This window comes from Duganella sp. GW821-FHT07F09, from assembly GCF_059418705.1.
Map to the genome: position 1 here is coordinate 419,406 of NZ_JBWKQJ010000002.1, position 26,360 is coordinate 445,765.

At 63.4% G+C, this 26,360-nt stretch carries 29 protein-coding genes; 14 read left to right on the forward strand and 15 right to left on the reverse strand.

Annotated elements, in window-relative coordinates; genetic code table 11:
- Positions 1–4: 4 nt before the first annotated feature.
- Positions 5–1,882: an aminodeoxychorismate synthase component I gene (gene pabB, locus AC07P1_RS06950; RefSeq protein ID WP_494695091.1), complete on the forward strand. Its 1,878-nt coding sequence runs from the start codon at positions 5–7 to the stop codon at positions 1,880–1,882.
- Here the strand turns inward: pabB and AC07P1_RS06955 are convergent.
- Together AC07P1_RS06955 and ftrA are read right to left on the reverse strand one after the other, a co-directional pair.
- Positions 1,879–2,238, reverse strand: coding sequence for a DUF1428 domain-containing protein (locus AC07P1_RS06955; protein WP_494695092.1), 360 nt, complete (start codon positions 2,236–2,238; stop codon positions 1,879–1,881). The genes pabB and AC07P1_RS06955 overlap by 4 nt on opposite strands.
- Before the next feature lie 98 nt (positions 2,239–2,336).
- On the reverse strand, positions 2,337–3,293 hold the full coding sequence (gene ftrA, locus AC07P1_RS06960) for a transcriptional regulator FtrA (protein WP_494695093.1): 957 nt from the start codon (positions 3,291–3,293) through the stop codon (positions 2,337–2,339).
- A gap of 198 nt (positions 3,294–3,491) precedes the next feature.
- On the opposite strand from ftrA, the gene AC07P1_RS06965 reads away from it, so the two are divergent.
- Positions 3,492–3,917 carry a rhodanese-like domain-containing protein gene (locus AC07P1_RS06965; RefSeq protein ID WP_494695094.1) on the forward strand — a complete coding sequence of 142 codons (426 nt, stop codon included), beginning with the start codon at positions 3,492–3,494 and terminating at the stop codon, positions 3,915–3,917.
- On the opposite strand, the gene AC07P1_RS06970 is transcribed toward AC07P1_RS06965, so the two are convergent.
- Complete coding sequence (locus AC07P1_RS06970) at positions 3,918–4,526, reverse strand: glutathione peroxidase (protein WP_494695095.1); 609 nt, start codon at positions 4,524–4,526, stop codon at positions 3,918–3,920. It abuts the gene before it with no gap.
- Between the two features lie 173 nt (positions 4,527–4,699).
- Between AC07P1_RS06970 and AC07P1_RS06975 the strand changes: the two genes are divergently transcribed.
- Entirely contained in the window at positions 4,700–5,818 is a 1,119-nt protein-coding gene (locus AC07P1_RS06975) for an extracellular catalytic domain type 2 short-chain-length polyhydroxyalkanoate depolymerase (RefSeq protein WP_494695096.1), read from the forward strand.
- On the opposite strand, the gene gabD is transcribed toward AC07P1_RS06975, so the two are convergent.
- Genes gabD through AC07P1_RS06995 form a run of 4 tightly spaced genes read right to left on the reverse strand, consistent with a single transcriptional unit; the run spans position 5,790 to position 11,327 of the window.
- Complete coding sequence (gene gabD, locus AC07P1_RS06980) at positions 5,790–7,244, reverse strand: NADP-dependent succinate-semialdehyde dehydrogenase (protein ID WP_494695097.1); 1,455 nt, start codon at positions 7,242–7,244, stop codon at positions 5,790–5,792. The two genes, AC07P1_RS06975 and gabD, sit on opposite strands and share 29 nt — an antisense overlap.
- Positions 7,245–7,299: 55 nt before the next feature.
- A complete protein-coding gene (locus tag AC07P1_RS06985; protein ID WP_494695098.1) occupies positions 7,300–8,142 on the reverse strand; it encodes a PPK2 family polyphosphate kinase in 843 nt (280 codons plus the stop codon).
- 36 nt (positions 8,143–8,178) lie between these two features.
- A complete protein-coding gene (locus tag AC07P1_RS06990; protein WP_494695099.1) occupies positions 8,179–9,816 on the reverse strand; it encodes an NAD(P)-binding protein in 1,638 nt (545 codons plus the stop codon).
- Positions 9,816–11,327 carry a polyamine aminopropyltransferase gene (locus tag AC07P1_RS06995; RefSeq protein WP_494695100.1) on the reverse strand — a complete coding sequence of 504 codons (1,512 nt, stop codon included), beginning with the start codon at positions 11,325–11,327 and terminating at the stop codon, positions 9,816–9,818. Before AC07P1_RS06995 ends, AC07P1_RS06990 begins: the two co-directional genes overlap by 1 nt.
- Before the next feature lie 80 nt (positions 11,328–11,407).
- Between AC07P1_RS06995 and AC07P1_RS07000 the strand changes: the two genes are divergently transcribed.
- From AC07P1_RS07000 to speD, 5 genes are read left to right on the forward strand one after another with little or no spacing between them, the layout of a single operon-like run.
- Positions 11,408–11,794 carry a DUF350 domain-containing protein gene (locus AC07P1_RS07000; protein WP_494695101.1) on the forward strand — a complete coding sequence of 129 codons (387 nt, stop codon included), beginning with the start codon at positions 11,408–11,410 and terminating at the stop codon, positions 11,792–11,794.
- 37 nt (positions 11,795–11,831) lie between these two features.
- Positions 11,832–12,869 carry an SPFH domain-containing protein gene (locus AC07P1_RS07005; protein WP_494695102.1) on the forward strand — a complete coding sequence of 346 codons (1,038 nt, stop codon included), beginning with the start codon at positions 11,832–11,834 and terminating at the stop codon, positions 12,867–12,869.
- Positions 12,870–12,878: 9 nt separating this feature from the next.
- Entirely contained in the window at positions 12,879–14,372 is a 1,494-nt protein-coding gene (locus AC07P1_RS07010; protein WP_494695103.1) for a DUF4178 domain-containing protein, read from the forward strand.
- Positions 14,369–14,542 (forward strand): hypothetical protein, encoded by a 174-nt coding sequence (locus tag AC07P1_RS07015; RefSeq protein WP_315221278.1) that lies wholly within the window; start codon positions 14,369–14,371, stop codon positions 14,540–14,542. Before AC07P1_RS07010 ends, AC07P1_RS07015 begins: the two co-directional genes overlap by 4 nt.
- Positions 14,539–14,940: an adenosylmethionine decarboxylase gene (gene speD, locus AC07P1_RS07020; protein ID WP_494695104.1), complete on the forward strand. Its 402-nt coding sequence runs from the start codon at positions 14,539–14,541 to the stop codon at positions 14,938–14,940. The genes AC07P1_RS07015 and speD overlap by 4 nt, the downstream gene beginning before the upstream one ends.
- Here the strand turns inward: speD and AC07P1_RS07025 are convergent, their stop codons facing one another.
- Together AC07P1_RS07025 and AC07P1_RS07030 are read right to left on the reverse strand one after the other, a co-directional pair.
- Positions 14,941–15,132 (reverse strand): hypothetical protein, encoded by a 192-nt coding sequence (locus AC07P1_RS07025; protein WP_494695105.1) that lies wholly within the window; start codon positions 15,130–15,132, stop codon positions 14,941–14,943.
- A 159-nt stretch (positions 15,133–15,291) separates the two neighbouring features.
- Positions 15,292–15,918 carry a glutathione S-transferase family protein gene (locus AC07P1_RS07030; RefSeq protein WP_494695106.1) on the reverse strand — a complete coding sequence of 209 codons (627 nt, stop codon included), beginning with the start codon at positions 15,916–15,918 and terminating at the stop codon, positions 15,292–15,294.
- An 81-nt stretch (positions 15,919–15,999) separates the two neighbouring features.
- Here AC07P1_RS07030 and AC07P1_RS07035 point away from each other — a divergent pair, with 81 nt between their 5' ends.
- The 4 genes from AC07P1_RS07035 (at position 16,000) to AC07P1_RS07050 (ending at position 19,792) form a co-directional block, all read left to right on the forward strand.
- Positions 16,000–16,821: an AraC family transcriptional regulator gene (locus tag AC07P1_RS07035; protein WP_494695107.1), complete on the forward strand. Its 822-nt coding sequence runs from the start codon at positions 16,000–16,002 to the stop codon at positions 16,819–16,821.
- A 309-nt stretch (positions 16,822–17,130) separates the two neighbouring features.
- The gene (rsgA, locus tag AC07P1_RS07040) at positions 17,131–18,168 is read left to right on the forward strand and encodes a ribosome small subunit-dependent GTPase A (protein WP_494695108.1); all 1,038 of its coding nucleotides are present in this window, start codon (positions 17,131–17,133) and stop codon (positions 18,166–18,168) included.
- 168 nt (positions 18,169–18,336) lie between these two features.
- A complete protein-coding gene (locus AC07P1_RS07045) occupies positions 18,337–19,467 on the forward strand; it encodes an ATP-binding protein (RefSeq protein WP_494695109.1) in 1,131 nt (376 codons plus the stop codon).
- 106 nt (positions 19,468–19,573) lie between these two features.
- Entirely contained in the window at positions 19,574–19,792 is a 219-nt protein-coding gene (locus tag AC07P1_RS07050) for a DUF433 domain-containing protein (RefSeq protein WP_494695110.1), read from the forward strand.
- A 40-nt stretch (positions 19,793–19,832) separates the two neighbouring features.
- Here AC07P1_RS07050 and AC07P1_RS07055 read toward each other — a convergent pair whose 3' ends face one another.
- Positions 19,833–20,282 carry a MarR family winged helix-turn-helix transcriptional regulator gene (locus AC07P1_RS07055; RefSeq protein ID WP_494695111.1) on the reverse strand — a complete coding sequence of 150 codons (450 nt, stop codon included), beginning with the start codon at positions 20,280–20,282 and terminating at the stop codon, positions 19,833–19,835.
- Positions 20,279–21,142: an alpha/beta hydrolase family protein gene (locus AC07P1_RS07060; RefSeq protein WP_494695112.1), complete on the reverse strand. Its 864-nt coding sequence runs from the start codon at positions 21,140–21,142 to the stop codon at positions 20,279–20,281. Before AC07P1_RS07060 ends, AC07P1_RS07055 begins: the two co-directional genes overlap by 4 nt.
- A 139-nt stretch (positions 21,143–21,281) precedes the next feature.
- On the opposite strand from AC07P1_RS07060, the gene AC07P1_RS07065 reads away from it, so the two are divergent.
- Both AC07P1_RS07065 and AC07P1_RS07070 read left to right on the forward strand, forming a co-directional pair.
- Positions 21,282–21,590 carry a type II toxin-antitoxin system RelE/ParE family toxin gene (locus AC07P1_RS07065; RefSeq protein WP_494695113.1) on the forward strand — a complete coding sequence of 103 codons (309 nt, stop codon included), beginning with the start codon at positions 21,282–21,284 and terminating at the stop codon, positions 21,588–21,590.
- A complete protein-coding gene (locus tag AC07P1_RS07070; protein ID WP_494695114.1) occupies positions 21,577–21,915 on the forward strand; it encodes a helix-turn-helix domain-containing protein in 339 nt (112 codons plus the stop codon). Before AC07P1_RS07065 ends, AC07P1_RS07070 begins: the two co-directional genes overlap by 14 nt.
- 48 nt (positions 21,916–21,963) lie before the next feature.
- Here the strand turns inward: AC07P1_RS07070 and AC07P1_RS07075 are convergent, their stop codons facing one another.
- From AC07P1_RS07075 to atpA, 4 genes are all read right to left on the reverse strand, one after another.
- Positions 21,964–22,386, reverse strand: a complete 423-nt coding sequence (locus AC07P1_RS07075) for a F0F1 ATP synthase subunit epsilon (RefSeq protein ID WP_315221295.1) — start codon at positions 22,384–22,386, stop codon at positions 21,964–21,966.
- Positions 22,387–22,440: 54 nt separating this feature from the next.
- Positions 22,441–23,841, reverse strand: coding sequence for a F0F1 ATP synthase subunit beta (atpD, locus tag AC07P1_RS07080; protein WP_090324137.1), 1,401 nt, complete (start codon positions 23,839–23,841; stop codon positions 22,441–22,443).
- Positions 23,842–23,870: 29 nt separating this feature from the next.
- A complete protein-coding gene (atpG, locus tag AC07P1_RS07085; RefSeq protein WP_090324140.1) occupies positions 23,871–24,746 on the reverse strand; it encodes a F0F1 ATP synthase subunit gamma in 876 nt (291 codons plus the stop codon).
- A 61-nt stretch (positions 24,747–24,807) separates the two neighbouring features.
- Complete coding sequence (gene atpA, locus AC07P1_RS07090; protein ID WP_090324142.1) at positions 24,808–26,349, reverse strand: F0F1 ATP synthase subunit alpha; 1,542 nt, start codon at positions 26,347–26,349, stop codon at positions 24,808–24,810.
- Between the last annotated feature and the right edge of the window lie 11 nt (positions 26,350–26,360).

Below are 26,360 nucleotides of genomic sequence, written 5' to 3' on the forward strand. Positions count from 1 at the left end.
GGAAATGAACGCTGAATGTTTCGCACTGCTGGACGACGCCAGTCCCGGCAACGGCCGTGAAGGAGAGGCCGCGCAACCCGCGCCCTCGCGTTCGCGGCTGTACACCGGCCATCTGGGCACGCTGCGCTGCGACGACATCGGCCAGTGGCCGCAAGTGCTCGAGCAGATGCGTGCGGCGCTGACGCGCGGCGAGCACGCGGTTACCCTGTGCGCCTATGAGCTGGGCGCGCAGCTGCTCGATATCGGCACCGCCCCGCCGGCGGGCGGGCCGCTGGCGCAAATTCTGCTGTTCAAGGATTGCGCGTCGCTGACCAACGCCGAAGTGGGCGACTGGCTGGCCGCACGCTCGTTCCCGATCGACCGGCCGGCCGGCATCGCCGACATCCGCGCCAACATCGGCCGGGACGAATTCGACGCCGCGCTGGCGCGCATCCACGACTACATCGAGGCCGGCGATACCTACCAGGTCAACTACACCTACCGGCTGCGCTTCGACGCCTTCGGCGGCATCCACGCGCTGTACGCGCGCCTGCGCGGCCGCCAGCCGGTGCCCTACGGCGCGCTGGTGGGACTGGAGGACGGCTCGGCCATCCTGTCGCTGTCGCCGGAGCTGTTCGTGCGCCACCAGGACGGCGTGCTGACGGCGCGGCCGATGAAGGGCACGGCGCCGGCCGCGCCGCCGGCGCAGGCGGCCGAGAACATCCTGCGCGCCACCGTGCTGGCGGCCGATCCGAAGAACCGCGCCGAAAACCTGATGATCGTCGACCTGCTGCGCAACGACATCGGCCGCATCGCCCGCACCGGCAGCGTGAAGGTGCCTGCGCTGTTCGAGGTGCACCGCTACAGCAGCGTGCTGCAAATGACGTCGACCGTCACCGCAGAACTGCGCGACGACGCCACGCTGGCCGACATCTTCGAGGCGCTCTATCCGTGCGGCTCGATCACCGGCGCGCCCAAGCGCCGCACGATGGAGATCATCGGCGAGCTGGAACCGGACCCGCGCGGCATCTACACCGGCGCCATCGGCTGGTTCGATCCGGACAAGGAAGGCAAAGTCGGCGACTTCTGCATGTCGGTGCCTATCCGCACCCTGGCGCTGGGCGCGCCGGACGGTATCGACGGCGTGCGCCGGGGCGAGATGGGCGTGGGCGCCGGCATCGTCTTCGACAGCGACGCCGCCGGCGAATACGCCGAGTGCCAGTTGAAGGCGCGCTTCCTCACCGGCCTGAAAAACGACTTCGAAATCTTCGAGACGATGTACGCCACGCCCCAGGGCGGGGTCCGCCACCGCGCGCGCCACCTGAAGCGCCTCGCCGCGTCGGCGGCCTACTTCGGCTACGCTTGGGACGAGGCGGCGGCCAACGCCTATCTGGACACCGCCTGCCACATGCTCGCGGACGACGCGCCCCCACCACCAGCGGCAGGCATCGCGTACCGCCTGCGATTGGCGCTGGGTTCATCGGGGGCGTTCTCGGTGCAGCACGCGCCGCTGGCGCCGCTCACGCAACCGGTGCGCGTGCTGCTGGCCGGCGACGCCACCGCCTCCGGCGACCTGTTCCTGCGTCATAAAACCAGCGTCCGGGCGCGCTACGACGCCGCCTGGCGCGACGCCGAGGCGCACGGCGCCTTCGACACGCTGTTCTTCAACGAGCGCGGGGAACTGACCGAGGGTGGGCGCAGCAGCGTCTTCGTGCGCATCGACGGCCGCTGGCTGACGCCGCCCCTGGCCTGCGGGGTGCTGCCCGGAGTGATGCGCGGCGTGCTGCTCGACGATCCCGAATGGAACGCCAGCGAGGCGGTGATCACGCGCGCCATGCTGGAGCGCGCGCAGGACATCGTCGTCTGCAATGCCCTGCGCGGCGCGATGAAGGCGACGCTTTAAAGGTCCACGATCATCTCGAAACCGCCGTAGATCATGCGCTTGCCGTCGAAGGGCATGCTCTTGGGATCCATGAAGTCGGCCAGGCGCGGGTCCTTCATGACTTTCTCGTTGATCTCGTCGCGCTTGGCGCGCGATTCGTAGACGATCCAGGAAAACGCCACCACTTCGTTTTCCTTCAGATCCACGCTCATCGGGAACGAGGTGACCTTGCCGGGCGGTACGTCGTCCCCGATGGTTTCACGGAACTCCAGCGCGCCGTATTCCTTCCAGACCGCGCCGCAGGCCAACGACATTTTTTTGTACGCTTCGATGTTCTCTTTAGGTACCGGAATCACAAATCCATCGACATATGCCATGACTGTCTCCTAGTTATTGGGTGAACAATCAGATTAGTCAACTAACCACCGGATGACAAGCGACATAGCTTAGGGTGAATCAAAACGATTGACGATTTTCAGCCGGCGTCGACGAAGCGTTTCCGGTAGGCGCCCGGCGTGGTCGCGGCCAGCCGGCGGAAATGATGCCGCAGCGATTCCTCGGAACCGAAGCCGGCCCGTTCGGCGATCTGCGCCAGCGGCACGTCCGGCACTTCCAGCATCTCCTTGACGAGCGCCACCCGCTCGCGGATCAGCCACTCGAGCGCGCCCAATCCCGTTGCTTGCTGGAACTGACGCTGCAAGGTGCGCGGACTCATCGCGGCGCGCTCGGCCATGCTGGCGACCGTGTGCGGCCGCTCCGGATGGCTGCGCAGCCAGTCCATCAGTTTCGACAGCCTGCCCTGCTCGCCCTGCGCCATCGGGCGCGGCAGGAACTGCGCCTGTCCGCCCTCCCGGTGCGGCGCCACCACCAGCCGCTGCGCGACCAGATTGCCGACGCGGGCGCCGTGGTCGCGCCGCACCACGTGCAGCAGCATGTCGAGCCCGGCGGCCGAGCCGGCCGCGGTGATGACCTGGCCGGTGTCCACATACAAATGGTCCGGCTGGACGTCGATGTTCGGGTAGCGCTTGGCCAGCTTGTCGGCGTAGCGCCAGTGGGTGGTGGCGCGCTGGCCGTCCAGCACGCCGGCGGCGGCGAGCACGAAGACGCCCGAACAGATCGAGCACAGGCGCGCGCCACGACGGTGGGCGGCGCGGATCAATTCAAGCAGCGTGGGCGGGGGCGGCTCGTCGGCGTCGCGCCAGCCGGGGATGACGATGGTGTCGGCCAGCGCCAGCAACTCGGGCGCGTACGGGGCCTGCACGGTGATGCCGCCGGCCGCGCGGATCGGCCCCGGCTCGATGGCGCAGACGGCGAAGTCGTACCAGTCGACGTCCAGTTCGGGACGCTCCAGGGCGAACAGTTCGACCGTGCAGCCGAACTCGAAGGTGCACAGCCGGTCGTAGGCCAGCGCGACAACGAGATGTTTTTTCATGGCGTGATCTTAACGCAGAATGGCGGATGCGCCACTTATGGGGATAGCGGTGGCCAGGGACAATAGGGTCACCGTTCAAACACGTAGGGGGGATTAGGCGGCACGCCGTAATCCACCATGCATGAGCCGCCGACGGAGCTTGGCGGATTACGCTGCGCTAATCCGCCCTACGTGGAACTCGTCTACCCAGGAGATAACATGCAAGCCAAATCCCTCGTCAGCGCCATCCCGGCCGCCTCCAGCGCCGCCGCCCTCGCCCACTTCGAAGCCAGCTTCACCTACGAAACCGATTGCTGGGACGTGCACGACGCGCTCGCCGGCGGCAAGCAGGATTTCGTGTTGCTGGATGTGCGCGGCACGGAGAAGTACGCCGCCGGTCATGTGCCCGGCGCGCTGGATCTGACGCACCGCAAGATCATCGGCTCGAAGATCGCCGAATTCCCGGACGATACGCTGTTTGTCGTCTACTGCGCCGGCCCGCACTGCAATGGCGCGGCGCGCGCCGCCGTGCGGTTGGCGCAACTGGGGCGCCCCGTCAAACTGATGGCGGGCGGCGTCACCGGCTGGCTCGACGAAGGCTTCGCCCTCGCCACCGCCCCGGCCGGCGAGCCGCACCAGGACTGATTACATCGCCAGCGCTTTTTCGACCGCGCCGACCAACTGCTTGTCGTCCGGTTTGACTTTGCTGCCGAAGTTATCCACAACCTTGCCGTTGCGGTCGATCAGGTATTTGTGGAAGTTCCAGGCCGGCGCCTTGCCGGTCGCCTTGATCAGGTTGGCGAAGAGCGGATTCGGCTCCTTGCCCGACACCACCGACTTGGAGAACATCGGGAACTTCACGCCATAGGTGTTGTAGCAAAAATCGGCGATTTCCTTGCTGCTGCCCGGCTCCTGCTGGCCGAAGTCGTTGGACGGGAAGCCCAGCACCACCAAGCCCTTGCCGCCGTATTTGGCGTACATCGCCTCCAACCCCTCGTACTGGTTGGTGAAGCCGCAGTACGACGCGGTATTGACCACCAGAATCACCTTGCCCGAGTACTGGCACAGGTCTTGCGGCGCCTCGTCCTGCAGACGCTTGAACGTTTGTTTGAGGATGGCCGGACAATTGGCCGGCGCGGCCGTCGCCGCAGGCGCCGTCCCGGCCGCGACGGCGGGGGCTTGCGCGAACGCCGAGGCGCCCGCCAACAAGGTCAGCGAGGAAACTACGCACAACTGGGCAATTGTCTTGGACATGGTCGAGGTCGCTAAGAGTAAAAAAATCATTCTATGCCAATCCGCAAGAGCTTGCCTGACGAGCATGCGAAATCATAAACTTCGGCGTTCCTTTGACCGAGATTAAGCGACCGCGACCGTAGTAGCCGACACTGGGTATCCGCTTTAAACCCAAGGCCGCAAAGGAGGTCGACATGCGTATCCTATTGGCACTGATGCTGTTTGCCGCCAGCCACGCGGTGCCTGCGGCACCGGCGCAAACGCTGGCGCGGTCGTCCGTGCCGCTGGTCGCGTTGCCGTACATGAAGGCGGAACAGGTCACGGTCTCGGGCTTGTCCGCCGGCGCCTACATGGCGGTGCAGTTCCAGGTAGCGTTTTCGCGGACGATCAAAGGCGCCGGCATCATCGCCGCCGGGCCGTATTTCTGCGCGCGCGGCAATGTGCTCACCGCCACCACCGTCTGCAGCTGCACGAACGACGTGTTCCCCTGCCAGGTCGCCCCGCGCGCCACCCGCGTGCGCGAGCTGATCGCAGTCACCGACTGGTATGCCGCACTGCAGGCGATCGATCCGACCAGCGCCATGGCCGGACACCGGATCTGGATGCTGTCGGGCACCGCCGATACCGTCGTGCCCCAGGCGGTCGTCAACGACCTGCAAAGCTTCTACCGGCACTATGTCGCGGCGAATCGTATTTCCTACAAACGCGATTTGCCCGTCCAGCACGCCATGCCGACGGACAACTTCGGCAACGCCTGCGCCAAGCTGGCCTCGCCGTTCATCAACAATTGCGGCTTCGACGCGGCGGGGGAATTGCTGAAGTGGATCTACGGTCCGCTGGCGGCGCGCAACCCAGCCGGCCCGGCGGGCCGCTTCGTCGTGTTCAACCAGGCGGAATTTCTGGCGCATCCGCGCATGCACGGCATGGCCGAGCGCGGCTATCTGTACGTGCCGCCGGCCTGCGACAACGCCGGCAACAACGGCTGCCGGCTGCACGTGGTGTTCCACGGCTGCCTGCAAGACCTGGAAGAGATCGGCACCACTTTTATCGAAAGGGCCGGCTACAACGCCTGGGCCGACAGCAACAAACTGATGATCCTGTATCCGCAGGCGGCGTCGATCGGACAGTACAAGAACCCCAACGCCTGCTGGGATTGGTTCGCCTACGACGACCTGCGCTACCCGCAGAAAGGCGGCCGCCAGATGAAGGCCGTCAAACGCATGGTCGACCGGCTCACCGGCGCGCCGGCGGCCATGCTACCGACGGCGCCGCCGGTCCCACCCGCTAAATGCCGCCTAGGCAAATGTACTTAACCACCAGGAACTCATCGATGCCGTGATGCGACCCTTCACGGCCCAGGCCCGACTGCTTGACGCCGCCGAACGGCGCCACCTCGTTCGAGATCAGGCCGGTGTTGACGCCGACGATGCCGCATTCCAGCGCCTCGGCCACGCGCCAGATGCGGCCGATATCGCGCGAGTAGAAGTAGCTGGCCAGGCCGAACTCGGTGTCGTTGGCCAGGGCGATGACCTCCTCGTCGGTCTTGAAGCGGAACAGCGGCGCCAGCGGGCCGAAGGTCTCCTCGCCGGCGACCAGCATGTCGTTGCCGACGTCGGCGATGACGGTCGGCTGGAAGAAGCTGTGACCCAGCGCGTGGCGTTTGCCGCCGGTCAGCAGGCGGCCGCCCTTGGACAGCGCGTCGGCCACATGCTCCTCGACCTTCTGCACGGCCTTCTCGTCGATCAGCGGGCCTTGCGTGACGCCCTCCTCGACGCCGTTGCCGACCTTGAGTTTTTCGACGGCGGCCACCAGTTTTTCGGCGAATTGTTCGTACACCCCGTCCTGCACATACAGGCGGTTGGCGCACACGCAGGTCTGGCCGGCGTTGCGGTATTTGGAAGCGATCGCCCCTTCGACGGCGGCATCGAGGTCGGCGTCGTCGAACACGATGAACGGCGCGTTGCCGCCCAGTTCCAGCGACAGTTTTTTGATCGTCGGCGCGCTTTGCTCCATCAGCAGCCGGCCGATGGCGGTGGAACCGGTGAAGGTCAGCTTGCGCACGATGGGGTTGGACGTCATTTCGCCGCCGATATCCTTGGAGGCGCCGGTCAGCACGCTGAACACGCCCGGCGGCACGCCCGCGCGCCCGGCCAGTTCGGCCAGCGCCAGCGCGCAATACGGCGTGGCCTCGGCCGGCTTGAGCACCATCGGGCAGCCCGCCGCCAGCGCGGGGCCGGCCTTGCGGGTGATCATCGCGATCGGGAAGTTCCACGGCGTGATCGCCGCGCACACGCCGATCGGCTCCTTGGTCACCAGCAGGCGGCGGTCCGGCCACGGCGACGCCAGCGTCTCGCCGGCCACGCGCTTGGCTTCCTCGCCGAACCATTCGATGAACGAGGCGCCGTAGGCCACCTCGCCGCGCGACTCGGTCAGCGGCTTGCCCTGCTCCGCCGTCATCAACAGCGCCAGGTCGTCGGTGTTTTCCAGGATCAGGTCGTTCCACTTGCGCAGAATGGCGGCGCGCTCCTTGGCGGTCTTTTTGCGCCACGCCGGCCAGGCGGCGTTGGCGGCGTCGATGGCCCGTTTTGTTTCGGCCGCGCCCATGCGCGGCACGGTGCCGATTTGCTCGCCGGTGGCGGGATTGGTCACCGGATGGGTTTCGCCGTTGTCGGCGTCGCTCCAGACGCCGTTGATATAGGCTTGCTGGCGCAGCAGTGTGGGGTCTTTCAGTTGCAGCATCGGTCGGTCCTCCTCACGCAAAGAATGACTATGCCATAGACCGCGCCGGCGTGATTTACACTACGGTGAACGAGGACAGGTCCGGGTGCGGCGGCGGGAAGCTCAGTTCCATGCCTTCCAGCGTCTCCAGCAGCAGGCTGGCGATCACCAGGTTGCGGTGGGTCTTGGAGTTGGCCGGCACGATGTACCACGGCGCGTGCGGCTGGTCGGTCTCGCGGATGGCTTGCTCGTAGGCGCGCTGGTACTCGTTCCACTTCTTGCGCTGCTCGATGTCGGTGGGGGCGAACTTCCACTGCTTGTCCGGATCGTCCAGGCGCTCCTGCAGCCGCTCGCGCTGCTCCTCCTTGGAGATATGCAGGAACACCTTGACGATCACGGTGCCGGTTTCGGCCAGCATGCGCTCGAAATCGCGGATCTGCGCGTAGCGGCGCTTGCACTCTCCGCCGTCGATCATGCCCTGCACCTTGGTGATCAGCACATCCTCGTAGTGGCTGCGATTGAAAATCGCGATCTGCCCCTTGACCGGCACATGCTGATGCACCCGCCACAGGTAATCGTGGGCCAGTTCCTCGTCGGTCGGCGCCTTGAAGGCGACCGCGCTCACGCCCATCGGGCTGACGCCGCTGAACATCGCGCGCACCGTGCCGTCCTTGCCGGAAGTGTCCATCCCCTGCAGCACCAGCAGCACCTTCTGCTTACGCTGGGCGTACAGCATGTTCTGCAACTCGGAAATGCGTTTGATCAGCGCGTCGGTACGCTCGATGTCCAGCGCCTTGCCCTTGGCTTTACTGAGTTTGGGATTGGCGGCGCGACTGGAGAAGGCGCTGTCGCCGGCGTCCTCGTCACGCAGTTTTTGTTTGTCGGCGGCGCGGAAGTGCTGGCGGGCGTTATGGGTCATGGCGGTCGATTCGATTTATATGATTTAGCTAGAATATCATTTCGCCGCCAGTCCGGCTGCCCGGTAGCCCCACCACGCCGCCTCCTCGAACACCGAGAAGCCGGAAAGGTCGGCATGGGCGAACAAAATCGGGCCGTCCACCTCGCGCAAGGCCTTCATGCCGGCGTTGGCGCGGAAGTTGGGCCATGGCGCCGCCATCGCGTGGCCGCGCAGGGTGATGTCCACCCGCTCGACGCAGGATGCGAACTGCGTGCCGTAGGCGGTTTTGAGGTCGGCGCCGGCCAGCGCCAGCAGTTCCTCCGGCTTGGCGGCCGCCATCCAGTGCCGGGCGCTGCTCGGCTTGCGGTCGGACAGCGCGATGTAGGCGCTGAAGACGGTCTTTTCCGGCGGCCGCACGCGGATATCCTGGTGGGTGGAGACGACATAGCCCAATCCCGGTTCGCTGTAGACGACGTTGTCCCACGACAGCGGCGGCGAATGCGGCCCCTCCTGCAACTCCTGCGGAAAACGCTTGAGCAGGAAGTTGGCGACCATCCACGGCGCGTATTCGGGGATATGTTTGGCCGGATCGAAACCGTAGGCGGCGATGTTGTCCACAACCCGCGCGGCGACATAGATCGGCATCGCGCAGATGGCTTTGCGGGCGCGCACCAGATACGTGGTCGGCTTGCCGTTTTCGAGCTTGAAGCACAGGGCCTCGACGCCGTCCGCCGTTTTTTTCAGCGACACCACCGTGCCGGCGACACGCTTGATGCCCGAGGCGCGCTCCATGCCGGTGGCCAGCGGTTGCAGGCCGCCCGGCCACGTCAGCCAGGTGCCGCTGCTGGCGTTGGCGGCTGCGCCCCAGCGGCTGCAATAATAGTGCAGGCCGGCCCACGCCGAAACCTTGTCGTAGCGGGTGCCGTAGTCGTCGCGGCAGCAGTAATTCAGGTACCAGTGCAAGGTCGGCGAGCGATAACCGCTTTGCTCCAGCCACTGCTTGAGGGTGATGCGGTCCAGCGCCTGCCACTTCGGGTCCTCCGACGACATCACCGTCGGGAACACGAACACGCGACGGCCATCGGCGCCGTGGGTTTGCCGCAGCCGTTCCACTTCGGCGAAGAAGCGCGTGTGCTCGTCGATCTCCCATTGCGGCACGCCCTCGGTCGGCATGAAGCCTTCCTGCCACTGGCCGTTGTACAGCAGCCGCTCCTCCGGCGCATGCAGGATGAAGCGCTCGTCGTAGTAGGGCTTCTCGCCCATCGGGTCTTTTTGGATGATGCCAAGATCGGCCAGGATCTCGCGCACGTGCACCGATTCGGGCGATGGCAGCGGCAAATAATGCGCGCCGGTCGGATATTCGAACTCGCCGAAGGCGCCGCCGGCGGCGTTGCCGTGCGGTTGCGGGCCGTCGACCATCAGCATGTCGGTCTTGCCGAGCTTTTTGAGCTTCCACGCCGCGGTCAGGCCGGCGATGCCGGAACCGAGGATGGCGATATCGGTGTGCAGCACCTGCGACGGCGGCGGCAGCGGCTTGTTGCGTAGGTCGCGCAGGAAGTGGCCCTCGTCGCGGCCCGGATAGTGCAGCGTGGGCGTGATCTCCTGCCAGCGCTGGAAAGCGGCCACACTGCCCGCCGCCGCCAAGCCACCTGCGGCGCCGGCGCCGGCCCACACAAGAAAGGATCGGCGCAGCATCAGCGTATCACCCGGCGCCAATCCTGCTCGAACTCGTGCACCAGCGACTGCGTATTGAGGCGGTTGGGCTCCATCGGCAGCCGCTTCATATCGGGCGGGAAGATGAACATCTCGCGCGTGGTGTCGGCGTTCAGGTAGCGCATCGGCAAACGGTACTCGGCGGGCGGCGTGTACTGCGCCTGGGGCGTGGCGAGGATGAAGCCCCATTCACCGAACGACGGCACGTAGGCGTGATAAGGATAGGTTTTCATGCCGACTTCGCGCAACGTGGCGTCGATGGTCCAATAAGCGTGTGGCGCGAAGAACGGCGACGTCGATTGCACCGCCATCAGGCCGTTGGCCGCCAGGTGCTTGCGCAGCATGCCGTAGAACGGCACCGAGTACAGCTTACCCAGCGCGAAACTGGACGGATCGGGGAAATCGACGATGATGGCGTCGAACATGTCGTCGTTCTTTTGCAGCCAGACCGCCGCGTCGGCGTTGACCACGCGCACCCGCTTGTCGCTGAGCGAGCCGCCATTGAGCTTGACCAGTTCCTCGCGATTGGTGAAGGCGCCGGTCATCGCCGGGTCCAGGTCGACCAGGGTGACATGCTCGATATTCTTGTAGCGCAGGATCTCGCGCAGCGCCAGGCCGTCGCCGCCGCCCAGCACCAGCACCCGCTTCGCCCACGGCAAGGGCTGTAGCACCGGATGGACCAGCGCCTCGTGATACCGGTACTCGTCGCGCGACGAGAACTGCAGGTTGCCGTTGATGTACAGGCGCAGATCGTCCTTCCAGCGCGTGACCACCAGCCGCTGGTAAGGCGTGGTGGTGGCAAAGACGATTTCGTCGCCGAACAGGCCATGCTCGCCCCAGTAGGTCAGCTTGTCGGCCGACGCGAAGCCGGCCACCAGCACGAACATCACGGCCGACGCGCGCAGCATGCGGCCGGTGACGTTTTTGAGCTCCGCACGAAACACGCGAATTGTCCACAGGGCGACGCCGACGTTGAGCATCCCGAACAGGAAACCGGTGCGCACCAGGCCGAGGGTCGGCGCAAGCACCAGGGGGAACATGAGCGACACGGCCAGCGCGCCCAGATAATCGAAGGTCAGTACCTTGCTGACGATTTCGCTGAAGCCGGTCTGGCGCGCGTTCAGCGCGCGCATCACCAGCGGCACCTCCATGCCGACGAAAGCGCCGACCAGGAACACCATCAAGTACAGCATGGTGCGGAACGGCGCCGCCATCCACGAAAACGTCAGGAACAGGATCGCCGCCGACAGCCCGCCGACCAGGCCGACCGCCAGCTCGATATCGACAAAGCGTGACAGCACGTCCTCATCGCGCACATACTTGGAGAAGTGGGCGCCGACGCCCATCGCAAACAGGTAGCATCCGATCACGGTGGAGAACTGCAGCACCGAGTCGCCCAGCAGGTAGCTGGACAGGGCGCCAGCGATTAATTCATACGCCAGGCCGCAGGAAGCGACCACAAACACGGACAATATAAGAATCTTTTTGTTCATTTGGCTCTTTTGCACTAAGATGCTTCAGCGTTAGTAACTTAACCACAAGGTTCAACACTTTACCCCACTGAGAGCGCGCCGTGCCCGCCATCCTAAACTATCTGATTCACCTTTTACTGGCCGCCGTGCTGCTGGCCGTCTTTTTTGTCGTCTACACGCGCACGACGCCGGCCAACGAGGTGCTGCTGATCCGCCAGGGCAACCAGGCGGCGGCGCTATCGCTGGGCGGCGCGCTGATCGGTTTTTCAATCACCGTCGGTTCGGCGCTGATGCATACTGCGAATTACCAGGAGTTCTTCGCCTGGGCCTTCGGCGCGATGCTGGTGCAGGTGCTGGCGTATGCCATCACGACACGAGTGCTGAACATGTCGAAGGACCAGATCGAGGCGAACAACAGCGCCTTCGGCGGCCTGCTGGGGGCGATCTCCATTTCCATCGGCGTCATCAACGGCGCCTGCATTTCCTAATTTACGCGTAGTTTTACCCAACAGAGCGAGGACCATCATGGGCATCGGCAGCTTTATCAAGAAGCAGTTTATCGACGTACTGCAGTGGAACGAGGAAGTCGACGGCGTACTGGCCTGGCGCTATCCGATGCAGGATTTCGAGATCCAGAACGGCGGCGTGCTGGTGGTGCGCGAGTCGCAGATGGCGGTGTTCGTCAACGAGGGCCAGGTGGCCGACGTCTTCGGCCCCGGCACCCACAAGCTGACCACGCAAACCTTGCCGATCCTGACCAACCTGAAAAACTGGGACAAGCTGTTCGACTCGCCGTTCAAGTCGGATGTCTATTTTTTCAGCACCCGGGTGCAGACCGGCCGCAAATGGGGCACGCCGCAACCGATCACGATCCGCGACAAGGACTTCGACATGGTGCGCGTGCGCGCCTTCGGCATGTATTCGTACCGTGTGGCCGATCCGCGCCTGTTCTTCAAGGAGATCAGCGGCACGCGCGAGGTCTACACCCGCGACGAGGTGGAGGAGCAGCTGCGCGGCATCCTGATGGCGACCATGGCCAGCTCGCTGGGCGGCGCGCAGGTGCCGTTCCTCGACATGGCGGCCAACCAGGCGCTGATGGCGCAGCAGGTCAAGGGCGACCTGTCCACCGCGTTCGGCCGCTACGGTATCGGGCTCGATGAATTCAACGTCGCCAGCGTCAGCCTGCCGGAGGAACTGCAGGCCGCGCTCGACGAGCGCATCTCCGCAGGCATGAAGGGCGGCATGAGCGCCGACAAAATGGCCGGCTTCACGCGCTACCAGGTGGCCAGCGCGATCCCGATGGCGGCGTCGAACGAAGGCGGCCTGGCGGGCATCGGCGCCGGCCTGGGCGCCGGCATGACGGTCGGCCAGATGATGGGACAGGCGATGGCCGGCGCGGCGGCGCCCGCGGCCGCGGCACCTGCGGCACCCGCCGCGGCGCCGGCCGAGGACTCCATCGAAAACCGCCTGGAAAAGCTCAAAGGACTGCTCGACAAGGGCCTGATCTCGGCCGCCGACTACGACAGCACCAAGGCCGAACTGCTCAAAAAACTGATCGGCTGACAAGGACACATGCAAATCGTTTCCTGTCCCAGCTGCGGCGCGGAGGTCAAATTCCGCTCGCACGCCTCGGTCATGGCCGTCTGCGAATACTGCGGCACCAGCGTGCTCAAAGACGCCGACTCGGTCAAGGACCTGGGCAAGATGTCCTCCGTGCTGGAGGACTATTCGCCGATCCAGATCGGCGCCTCCGGCGTTCTCGGTCAGCGCCAGTTCAGCGTCGTCGGCCGCATCCAGCTGCGTTATTCGGCAGGCATGTGGAACGAGTGGTATTTGCTGTTCGACGACGGCGCCACTTCGTGGCTGGGCGATTCGTCCGGCATGTACACCATCACCGCCGAATACAAGGGCAATGGCATCACACCGCACGAGATCAACGTGCCGGAGTTCGAACGCCTGCGCCCCGGCGCCAGCTACGGCATCAACGGCGCGCCGTATATCGCCGCCGAGATCCGCGTGGCCGATTGCATCGGCGGCCAGGGCGAGCTGCCGTTCAAGGTGGGCGAGGGCTATCAGAGCAGGGTCGCCGACTTCCGGCGCGGCACGGAGTTCATCACCCTCGATTACTCGGATTCGCCACGCCCGGTCATCTACACCGGCATGGCGGTCACGCTCGACAGCCTGCGCATGCAGCTGCTGCGCGACGACGAGACCATCCATCGCTCCGCCGGCCTTTATCGCGGCAAGCTCGATGCGCTCGATTGCCCCTCCTGCGGCAGCGGCATCAAATATCTGCCGGGCGTGACGACCACGCTGGTCTGCCCCGCGTGCCAGACGCAAATCGACGCGGCGGGCACCGAGGCGACCGTGCTGGCGGCGGGCGAACGCGTGACCGCCGCGCGGCCGACGCTCGATCTGGGCGCCACGGCCAACATCAACAAACAGGATTTCACCATCATCGGCATGATGCGGCGCATGGACGACGAGGGCACCGAGTGGACCGAGTACCTGATGTACGGCGCGCGCGCCGGCTTCTCGTGGCTGGTGGAGACCGACGAGGGCTGGTCCGGCGCGACGGTGATGTCGGAGTGGCCGGTCGTCTACGCGCCCGGGCAGCAAAGCGTGGCCGTGGAAAAAGCGCAATACGAGCTGCTGTACGCGTACGGCTCGGAGGTCACCTTCGCCGCCGGCGCCTTCAACTGGCGCGTGGCCGTCGGCGACCATACGCAGGTCGAGGAATTCCAGGCAGGCCAGATCCGGCTGGCCTGCGAAACGAGCGAACAGGAAATGACGTGGTCGCGCTCCGCGCCGGTGGCGGTCGACCAATTGAAGGCCTGGTTCGGCGACCAATTCCACGGCAGCGCGACGCCGGCGAAGACAGCGGGCGGCAAGCTGGCGGTCAAGAACCGCTACCGCAACGCCGCCAAATACATCATCGGATTCATGCTGGTGATTAACGCGATACCGCTGCTGACGAATTTTTCCGGCACCTGGTTCATGAGCGCGATCGGCGCCCTGGCGATTTACCTGCCGGCGACATTTTTAGATAGCAACGACAAATCATGACGAAATTTTTCATTTACGCGGTCGTTGTTACCGTTCTCACCTCCTGCAACAGTTGGACGCGACTCGGCGGCGGTGGCGGCGCGGCTTCTCGCGGCAGCACCTGGAGTTCGCACACGGGCGGCGGCGGTGGCAGCTTTGGCGGCGGCTCCGGCGGCGGAGGCCACAAGTGAAACGCGAAACGCTCCCGGGCGCGGTTGCCGCGCCTGTCGTTCACCAGCCGGCCGGCATCCACGTGCTGGCCGATTTGAACGGAATCGATGCTGAAAAATTGTGCAGCTGCGAGGCGCTGGAACAGTTGCTGCGGGCGGCTGCCGAGGCGGCGCATGCCCATGTGCTGCACAGCCATTTTCACGGATTTGGCGAAGGCCAGGGCGTGACCGGGGTGGTGTTACTGGCCGAATCGCATATCTCTATCCATACGTGGCCGGAATGCGGCTTTGCCGCCGCCGACATCTTCATGTGCGGCAACGCGCGGCCGGAGTTGGCGCTCACCATCATCGAACAGGCCTTGGCGCCTGCCTCCAGCCAGATCAACACGGTGCGGCGAGCGCCGCCCGGCTTGGACTGATCAGTTCATCCTGGCCGCGCTTTGGCTGGCGGTCATCGGTTTAAGCGGAATGTCGTGGAAAATGGGGTTTTGGGGCGTGACGGCCGAAGTCCTGTTACCCGCGACCGACTCCGCTGTCAGCGATTGATGCCGAACAGTTGGTGCGCAGCCGGCAAGCGCCACCACGCCAATTAAAAAAAATGCCTTTTTCATATGTTGTCCCCGTTTTGCTATTTTACCTACTCGCATAACTGAAGTAACAATACCTCAAAGCGCCACGGGAACAATTGAAAAACGACGCAATCTGAAAAATAAATTGGAAATTAGCAACGGTGTTGCACTAGTGATAATCTTCTGGTGCGCGGGTGCTTGTCAGCCCGCTTGCGCGGCGGCCATCTCTTCATCCCGTCGCTGGACCTCGACGGCGGCTGGGCGGCCCTGCACACGGGCGACGTAGTCGGTGATTTCCTGGCGCTTGGGCAGCAGGTCGAAAGCGGTCATCCATCCCAGCGCCCCACCCCACAGCACATCGAGCGCGGTGAACTGCCCGCCCAGCATATAAGGTCCCTTGGACAACTGGCCCAACAGGGTGTTGAAAACGTCGTCGAAATTGCCGTAGCCGGTGGTCTTCTTGTCCTCGACTTCGCGCTTGAGCCAGCGGTCGACCAGCGCCGGCTCGAAGCAGCTGCCGTAGAACGCCATCCAGCGCAGATACGGGCCGCGCCGCGGATCGCCGATCGGCGGCGCCAGTTTCGCTTCGGGGAACAGGTCGGCCAGATACGGGTAGATCGCCACCTGTTCGGTGACGATGGCGTCGTCGTGACGGATCGCCGGCACCTTGCCCATCGGATTGACGGACAGATAGGCGGCCTCGCGGTTCTCGCCCTTCTTCATGTTCATCACGTGCAGCTGGTATGGCGCCTTGAGTTCCTCCAGCAAGGTGATCACGCTGGTGGAGCGGGAGTGCGGGCAGTGATATAAGGTGATTTGCGATGCCATGGACGTCTCCTGTCGGTGGTGAGGAAAATGCCACGATAGCCGCTGCTATCATGGCAGTCTTGTAAAAACGCGAACACGATCATGATGAACAAGCTGATGGCCGATGACCGCTACAAAGGTGTGGTGCATCCGGCGGCGGTGGGCAAGGTTTTCCGGCTGGAGCGCTATCTGCCCGAGCCCGACCTGGCGCCGTTCGTCGAGTACTTCTGGCTGGTCGCCTGGCAATTGCCGCCAGGCGTGGTCCACGTACAGCGCACCCTGCCCTCGCCGTGCATCCATGTGGTGTTTGACAGCGGCCGGAGCGGCGTGTTCGGCGTGATGACAGGCGCCTTCGAATACACGCTGCGCGACAGCGGCCGCGTGCTTGGCACACGGTTCCGGCCGGGCGCGTTTCGCGGTTTTCTTGGGCGGCCGGTGCAATCCATCACCGACCAGGAACTGCCGCTGTCGGCGCTGTTCCACTGCGACGACGCCGGGGCCGAACGCAGCGTGCTCGACGCGTCCGACGACGCCGGAATGGTGGCCGCCGCCAGCGCCATCCTGCGCGGCGCCCTGCCGCCGCACGATCCGCAAGTCGACCGCATCGGCGCAATATTGCAGACAATTAAAGACCATCCCGACATCACGCAAGTCCAGCAACTTGCCGATCAACTGGGAATCAGTGTGCGCCGGCTGCAACTGCTATTCAAGGAATATGTCGGCGCCAGTCCGAAGTGGGTCATCCGCCGCAACCGCCTGCTCGACGCCGCCGACCAGCTGGCCAACGGCACGGACGTCGACCTCGCCACCTTGGCGCAAGCGCTGGGCTACTACGACCAGGCCCACTTCACAACCGACTTTGAAAAACTGGTGGGCAAACCGCCAGCCGACTACCGCCGCAGCTGTAAGACAACGGCGGCCTGAGACTGTGAAAATACTGTAAATCACGTAGGGCGGATTAGCGAAGCGTAATCCGCCAAGCTCCGCCACAGACACTAGAGCTCGTGTAGAAATGGTGGACCTGACCCCGGAGTTATGAGAAAATTAACTCCCTTTTCACCCACCGGAGACAATTCATGCGCACCTTTGACCTTGCCCTCCTGTCGGCTGCCTGATTCCCCGGACTTCCCTGTCATTGTGTTGATCCGCGCGGCAACGCGCAGCTGACTTCCCGTATCCGTTCCTGTCGCGCTCGCGCGAAGGATTCTGCTCGCTTACCGGAAAACACACACCATGATAGAGATCGACTTCGCCTTACTGCGCCGCATCGGCTTGACGCACGCCATCGCGGCCCAACTTCACCAATATCCCGACGACACGCGCCTGGCGCGCATCACCGAGATCCAGCGCGACTGGATCACCGTCCATGACGGACAGGAGGAATTTCGCGCCCGCGCGCTGCCGGCGCTGCACGACGAACACCTGGCCGTCGGCGACTGGGTGCTCGGCACCGTGCGCGACCATGACGAGCGCTGGCTATGCGCGCTGGTGCCGCCCACCACTCACATCGCACGGCGCGGCAACGATGGCCGGCATCACCGCCTGGTCAGCAACGTCGACACGGCGCTGCTGGTGATGGGACTCGACCACGACTTCAACCCGCGCCGCCTGGAGCGCTACCTCGCGATCGTACAGAGCGCCGGCGTGCAGCCGGTGGTGGTGCTGAGCAAGGCCGACATCGGCGGCGACGTGGCGCAACGCGTGGAGCTATTGCGCCAGCGGCTGCCCGCAGGCATCCCGCTGCTGGCCGTCGACGGCACCAGCGACGATGCCACGCGGCAGTTGGCACCTTGGCTGGCGGCGGGACAAACGCTGGTGATGCTGGGCACGTCCGGCGCCGGCAAATCGACCTTGACCAACACTCTGACGCAAGCGGGCCAGTTGACCGGCGGCGTGCGCAAGGGCGACGGGCGTGGCCGCCATACGACCACTTCGCGTTCGCTGCATCAATGCGCCGACGGCGCCTGCATCATCGACACACCCGGGCTGCGCAGCTGGCAACCCGACACCGATGAAGCGGGCCTGGCGGCGGCGTTCGGGGACATCGACGCTTTGGCGGCGGATTGCCAGTTCCGCGATTGCCGGCACAACGGCGAACCGGGTTGCGCCGTGCAGGGCGTGATCGACGCCGACCGCCTGCGCAACTATCACAAGCTGTTGCGCGAGGCGCGGCGTGGCCAGCAAACGCCGCTCGATCGCATCGCCGACGTCGCCAAGTGGAAGGTCATGCAACGCGCCGCCCAGGCGAGATCGAAAGCCCGGCGCGGTTGATGATACGGCGGCGCGCCAGCCCGGCGCGCCGCCGATGTGAACAGACCGGACGCCGGGATTCAGTTACACTGAAAGTTAGTCACAGCCACGCGGCCCAGCCGCGTCCAAACTTCGAGGGGCGTCATTGAAAGACGCGCCTCGCGCCACTCTGGAAAGCCAAATAGTGATATGAGCATCTCCGCCTTTATCCGCAACAACATGACGGAGATCCTCGCCGAATGGACCGCCTTCGCCGAGAAAACCGCGCCACCCGAAGGGGAAATGACCAAGCTGGCGCTCACCGACCACGCCCAACAGATCCTGACCGCGATCGCGCTCGATATCGACACGCATCAGAGCGATCAACAGCAGTACGACAAATCCCAGGGCGAGGACATCGATCTGGGCCCCGAGGAAAGCGCCGCCGCCATCCACGGACGGCTGCGCCACGCCAGCAACTTCTCGCTGCTTCAGCTCAGTTCGGAATTCCGGGCGTTGCGGGCGACGGTGCTGCGGCTGTGGTTGCCGGGCGTGACGCAGATGTCGGACGAGACCATCAACGACATGGTGCGCTTCAACGAGGCGATCGACCAGGCGCTGGCCGAATCCATCGTCACCTATTCGGAGCGGGCCGACCGCACGCGGGACCTGTTCCTGGCCGTGCTGGGCCACGATCTGCGGGCGCCGCTGGCCACCATCTCACTGGTTGGCGAGCTGCTCGCGCGGCAGGACGCGTCGCCGGAACAAATCGCCACGTTGGCCGAACGCACCAAGCGCAGCGCCATGCTGATGAGCGCGATGGTGAAGGACCTGTTGGGATTCGCCCGGCTGCAGATGGCCGCCGGCATGCCGACCACGCGCACGCCGCTGCAGACCGCCGACGTCTGCAAGACGGCCGTGGCCGACGCGCAGGCCATGTTTCCAAACGCCGACATCGTCTTCCACACGGAGGGCGACCTGCATGGCGAGTTCGACGATATTCGCCTGCTGCAGCTGGTCACCAATCTGTTGATCAACGCCGCGCAGCACAGCGACAAGGGCACGCCGGTGACCTTGTCCGCGCACGGCGACGCCGACGCCATCACGTTGAAGGTGGCCAACATCGGGCCGGTGATCCCGGCCGAATCGCTGCAGACCATCTTCCAGCCGCTGGTGCAGCTGGAGCCGGCCGGCGGCCCCGATGCGCGTCCCAAGACCAGTCTGGGTCTGGGCTTGTTCATCGCGCAGGAAATCACCGCCGCGCACGAGGGCACGATCAGCGTGACGTCGAGCGAGACCAACGGGACGGTGTTCACCGTGCGCTTTCCGCGCGATCGCTGATACGCGACCAGAGTACGTCTCGAACGCTAAACTTGGAAACCTGACGAGTGCCATCTGCGGGAGTACCATAGGACCAATCAGGGCGCGTTCTTCTTAAGGAGGCCGTATGGAACAGAAAGCGATACACAGGGACGCCGAGATCATGGGCGGCATACCGGTTTTTGTGGGTACCAGGGTGCCACTGTCCTTCATGTTTGACTATTTGCGAGCTGGGGAGTCGTTGGATACGTTCTTAGAGGATTTCCCTTCTGTTTCCAAGAGTGTGGCGGTTGCAGCATTAAAGGTCGCTGAGCAATTGGCAGCTGAGTACGCGCCTGTTAGCTGAAAAATTCGACGGGATGTACAGCCGTCCAAAAATACTGTCGTTAAACGCCATGCACGTCGTCCCCGGACAGTTTCGCGGCGTGATCCAGCCAGCGCGCAACGACGGCCAGCTCTTCCTGCGAGAATCCGGCAGTCAATTGGCTATTCAAGCCTTGTAAGACCACGCTCGACTGCGTACTGGCGGCTATGCCGGCAGAGGTCAACCGTAAGCGCGTCAGACGGCCATCGGCGGCGTCTGCGACGCGCTCGATCAGGCCTGCGCCCTGCATACGCTTGGACAGGTTGGTGACCGCCGCCGGGGCCACCCGCAAGGCTTCGGCGATTTCGCCGACCGAGGCCTCGTCTTTCGACGTCAGCAGGAACAATAGCCCCACCTGCGCCGACGAAATGCCCTCCCATGAATCGGGGCTGCCTTCAATCCATTTCTGGATCGCGCGCTGGGCGCGGTTCAGCAGGAAGACCAAGCGCGGCGGCTTCGACGGCGCGCTCATTTGGGCACCGCCGCCAGCAGCCAGTTCGCCACCTTGCCCCACAATTCTTGCCCGAAGCGTTTCTTGAAAAAGCCCATATGGCCGACCGGCGGCATGCCTGCTTCGCGCGGATCGAGGTGCCAACGCTCCATTTGCGCGTTTTTCAGCGGAGATATCAGCATCTGGACGGCGCGGGCGTTGGCCCATGGGTCGTCCTCAAAGCTGACCACCAACAACGGGATGCGCAGTTGCGCCATGCGCGATTCGGCCGCCATCGCCGGATCGTCGAAAAAGTAACGCGGCAAGGTGGTCCATCGGCGCCATTGCGTCATCGCGGTCCCCGGCAAGTCTTCGCCGAAGCCCAGGCGCTTGTTGGGCATATAGCCTTTCACCGCAACCAATATCGGCGCCAGCACGCGCATGATGAAACGCACGCGTTGACGCTCGGCCCAGCCCTTGATGGTATGCGAGGCGCCGGCGTGCGACGCCAGCATCACCGCCGCGCGCAGCGCTCCGCTCGACGGCGACAAGGCGATCGCATGGCCGCCGATGCTGTGGCCGATGGCCAGCAGCGGCAACTGCGGAAACCGCCCCTGTGCCCACGCCGTGACGGTCGGAACGTCGTGATCGATCCAGTCCGACATGCTGACGTCATAGCCGCGCAAGGAGGCCGGACGCGAGCGGCCGATGCCGCGATAGTCGTAGGTGAGCACGCTCAACCCCAGGCTAGCCAGATAGCGGGCAAAACTTTGGTAGTAACCCTGCGGCACGCCGGTGGCCGGATGCAGCAGCACCAGCGCGCGTGGATTGTCAGCCGGCCAGTGGGTTCCGGAGATGGTGCCCGCATCAGGCACGTTAATGATGATATTTTCGCTGTCCACGATGGCTGGATATAGTTAACGTGTTAACGAATATAGCATCCAAGGCATGCTGCTGCAAGCAAATGCATCACGCGCGAAAGATGGTGGAACTTTGATACCGCCCTAAAACGACTATACTTCTTGAAGATACAGTCGTTCGATGTTTACCGTCGTCGAAACGCCGATGTTCCAAAGCCGCTGGCCTCTCTACTGGAGCGAGGAGGAGCGGGGAGATTTCGCATCATTCATCGCGGCTCATCCCAACGCAGGAACAGTGGTGCCAGCTACCGGTGGCGTGCGCAAGGTGCGTTGGAGACGGATGGGATCAGGCAAGTCTGGCGGTGTCAGAGTTATTTATTTCACGCGCTCAGCGGCCGGCGAAATTGTCTTGCTGACGTTGTACGCAAAAGCCGATACCGCAAATCTATCGAGTGCGATACTTAAGGAAATTCGCCGTGTCTACGAATAGAAAATTGCCTCTCAGCGACGAAGAGCTGGAAGTATTCGAAGCGACCCGTGACTTGGGCGCCGAGCTGCTACAGGCGGGCAAGGAAATGAAAGCGGGTCTGGGGCGGGTCGTGTACTCACCGCTGATTGCGGCCCGTGAAAATACCGGTCTCACACGGGAACAATTCTCGGTTTTGTTGGGAATCACCCCAGGTGAGCTCACGGAGATGGAACAAGAGCGTCAACAACCGGACGGCGCCATACGCACCCTGATTGCCATCGCCCTCAACCATCCCGAAGCATTGGTCGCCGTCGCGAACCGAACTCAAGAAGCACTAGTGCCATAAAAAAAGGCAGCCGAGGCTGCCTTTTTTGCTGTGCTGCGTGTGCGTTGCTTAGTGCTTGGCGCGCAGTTTGGCGATCGCCGCCAGCTGGCCGATCGCTGCCGCCAGTTCGGCTTGCGCTTTCGCGTAGTCGATACCGGAGGTGTTGTTCGCCAGCGCTTCTTCGGCACGTTTCTTGGCCGCTGCCGCTTTGACTTCGTCCAGATCCTTGCCGCGAATCGCGGTGTCGGCCAGCACCGTCACGGCGCCCGGCTGCACTTCCAGCAGGCCGCCGGCGACGAAGACAAATTCTTCCTCAGCTTGACCTGGTACCTGGATGCGGACCGCGCCCGGACGGATGCGGGTGATCAACGGCGTGTGCTTGGGATAGATCCCCAGCTCGCCCTGTTCGCCCGGCAACGCGACGAATTCGGCTTCGCCGGAGTAGATCAACTCCTCGGCGGAAACCACGTCAACGTGAATAGTATTTGCCATGTGTGTCCTGTCGGGTTAGCTGCGGCCCCGCCTCAGCGGGACCGCGCTCAACGATTAGTTGAGTTTCTTGGCTTTTTCGATTGCTTCTTCGATCGTGCCGACCATGTAGAACGCTTGTTCCGGCAGGTGATCGAGCTCGCCCGAAGCGATCATTTTGAAGCCCTTGATCGTGTCCTTCAGCGAGACGTATTTACCAGGCGCGCCGGTAAACACTTCAGCAACGTGGAACGGCTGCGACAGGAAACGCTGCATCTTACGTGCACGGGCGACCAGCAGTTTGTCTTCCGGCGCCAGTTCGTCCATACCCAGAATCGCGATAATGTCACGCAGTTCCTTGTAGCGCTGCAGGGTACCCTGAACAGCGCGCGCGGTGTCGTAGTGCTCTTGACCGACGACCAGCGGGTCCAGCTGGCGCGAGGTCGAGTCCAGTGGATCGACCGCAGGGTAGATACCCAGCGAGGCGATGTCACGCGACAGAACGACGGTCGAATCCAGGTGACCGAAGGTGGTCGCTGGCGACGGGTCGGTCAAGTCATCGGCTGGAACGTACACGGCCTGGATCGAGGTGATCGAACCGGTCTTGGTCGAGGTGATGCGCTCTTGCAGACGGCCCATCTCTTCGGCCAGGGTAGGCTGGTAACCCACTGCGGAAGGCATACGGCCCAGCAGTGCGGATACTTCGGTACCGGCCAGGGTGAAGCGGTAGATGTTGTCGACGAAGAACAGAACGTCCTTACCTTCGTCACGGAACGCTTCAGCCATGGTCAGACCGGTCAGCGCGACGCGCAGACGGTTGCCTGGTGGTTCGTTCATCTGACCGTAGACCATCGCCACTTTGGAGTTCTCTGGATTTTCCAGATCGACCACTTTGGCATCGGCCATCTCGTGGTAGAAGTCGTTACCTTCGCGGGTACGCTCACCCACACCGGCGAACACGGACAAACCCGAGTGCGCTTTAGCGATGTTGTTGATCAGTTCCATCATGTTCACGGTCTTGCCGACGCCGGCGCCACCGAACAGACCGACCTTACCGCCTTTGGCGAACGGGCAGACCAGGTCAATAACTTTAATACCGGTTTCCAGCAGGTCCTGCGATGGCGACAGTTCGTCGTATGCAGGAGGGGTGCGGTGGATCGAGGCGATCTGGTCGTGAGCGACCGGGCCGCATTCGTCGATCGGGTTGCCCAGCACGTCCATGATGCGACCCAGGGTCGCTTTGCCTACTGGCACCATGATCGGCTTGCCGGTGTTCTGGATCATCATGCCGCGGCGCAGGCCGTCGGACGAACCCAGAGCAATGGTACGGACCACGCCGTCGCCCAGCTGTTGTTGTACTTCCAGGGTCAGCTCGGAGCCTTCCATTTTCAAGGCATCGAATACCTTAGGCATCGCGTTGCGGGGAAACTCAACGTCCACCACAGCGCCGATACACTGAACGATTTTGCCATCAGCCATGTTCGTTCCTTCTATATAGTTTAATTCGTTTAAACCGCAGCCGCACCGGCGACGATTTCGGAGAGTTCTTTGGTAATCGCAGCTTGGCGGGTCTTGTTGTAGATCAGCTTCAATTCGCCGATCACACTGCCGGCGTTGTCGCTTGCCGACTTCATCGCCACCATACGCGCCGATTGCTCGGACGCCAGGTTTTCCGCCACCGACTGGTACACCAGCGCTTCAATATAGCGCTCCAGAAGTTCATCGATCACGCTTGCTGCGTCCGGCTCGTAGATGTAATCCCAGTTGTGATTACCCGCGTCGGCTTGCATCTTAGCGGCTGGCAATGGCAGCAACTGCTCCACCACCGGCTCTTGCTTCATCGTGTTGATAAACTTGGTGTAGCACAGGTAGACTGCGTCGACCTCACCGTTCTGGAATTTCTCGAGCATGACCTTGACCGGTCCGATCAGTTTTTCCAGGTGCGGCGTATCGCCGATCTGCGTTACTTGCGCAACGACAGGAACGCCTACGCGATTCAAAAACCCCAACCCTTTGTTACCGATGGCCACCGCGGCAATTTTGTTGCCGGCTGTTTCCAGCTCACGGGTTTTCGACGTCACCATGCGCAAGATGTTGGTGTTCATACCGCCGCACAGACCTTTGTCCGTGGTGACGATGATGAAACCAACCTTCTTGGCCGTGTCCTTTTGCTCTGTTGCCAGGAACGGGTGCGTGTATTCCGGATTAGCGGTGGCCAGATTAGCGGCGATATTGCGAATCTTCTCACTGTAGGGACGGGCGGCGCGCATACGGTCCTGCGCTTTGCGCATTTTCGATGCGGCAACCATTTCCATCGCCTTGGTGATCTTCTTCGTATTCTCTACGCTCTTGATCTTGCCTCGTATCTCTTTGCCTGCTGCCATGAGTCCTTACTCCTTCTGCGCTGAAGGCGGCATCGGGTTGTCCCCGTGCCGCCCGTGCCGCTTAAAATGCGCCGGATTTCTTGAAGTCGGCAACCGCGGCCGACAGCGTTGCTTCGCCGTCTTTGTCCAGTTGCTTCGACGATTCAATCTTCGACAGCAGATCAGCTTGCTTAGTCTTCAGGTAGGCGTGCAGACCGGCTTCGAACGACAGCACCTTCTTGACCGGCACGTCGTCCAGGTAGCCCTTGTTCACTGCGAACAGCGAAGCGGCCATCAGCGAGATCGACAGTGGCGAGTACTGGGCTTGCTTCAGCAGTTCGGTGACGCGCGCGCCACGGTCCAGCTGTTTGCGGGTCGATTCGTCCAGGTCCGAGGCGAACTGCGCGAACGCGGCCAGCTCACGGTACTGCGCCAAGTCGGTACGGATACCGCCGGACAGGTTTTTGATGACCTTGGTCTGAGCGGCGCCACCGACGCGCGACACCGAGATACCGGCGTTGATCGCAGGACGGATGCCCGAGTTGAACAGCGAGGTTTCCAGGAAGATCTGACCGTCGGTGATCGAAATCACGTTGGTTGGAACGAACGCCGAAACGTCGCCGGCCTGGGTTTCGATGATCGGCAGCGCGGTCAGCGAACCGGTCTTGCCGGTGACGGCGCCGTTGGTGAAGGCGGACACGTAGTCGGCGTTCACGCGGGCCGCGCGTTCCAGCAGACGCGAGTGCAGGTAGAACACGTCGCCTGGGTACGCTTCGCGGCCTGGTGGGCGGCGCAGCAGCAGCGAGATCTGACGGTAGGCGACGGCTTGCTTGGACAAGTCATCGTAGACGATCAGCGCGTCTTCGCCGCGGTCGCGGAAGTATTCGCCCATCGTGCAGCCCGAGTAGGCCGAGATGTATTGCATCGCCGCCGATTCCGACGCGGTCGCAGCGACCACGATGGTGTACTCGAGCGCGCCGTGCGTTTCCAGCGAGCGGACGATGTTTTTGATGGTCGAGGCTTTTTGACCGATGGCGACGTAGATACACGTCACGCCCTGGCCTTTTTGGTTGATGATCGCATCAACGGCCACAGCCGATTTACCGGTTTGACGGTCGCCAATGATCAGCTCGCGCTGGCCACGGCCAATCGGTACCATCGCGTCGATCGACTTCAGACCGGTCTGCATAGGCTGCGAGACGGACTCGCGGGCGATAACGCCCGGTGCGATCTTTTCGATCGGCGAGGTCAGCTTGGCGTCGATGGCACCCTTGCCGTCGATCGGCTGGCCCAGCGCATTGACCACACGGCCGCGCAGTTCAGGACCGACCGGCACTTCCAGAATGCGGCCGGTGCACTTGACCGTGTCGCCTTCGGAGATGTGCTCGTAAGCACCCAGAATCACGGCGCCGACGGAGTCACGCTCCAGGTTCATCGCCAGACCGAAGGTGTTACCTGGGAATTCCAGCATTTCGCCCTGCATCACTTCCGACAGGCCGTGGATGCGGACGATACCGTCGGCGACGGAAATAACCGTGCCTTGGTTGCGTACTTCAGCGCCGCCATCAAGGCCTTGGATACGGCTCTTGATCAGCTCGCTGATTTCAGATGGGTTGAGTTGCATACTAACTCCTA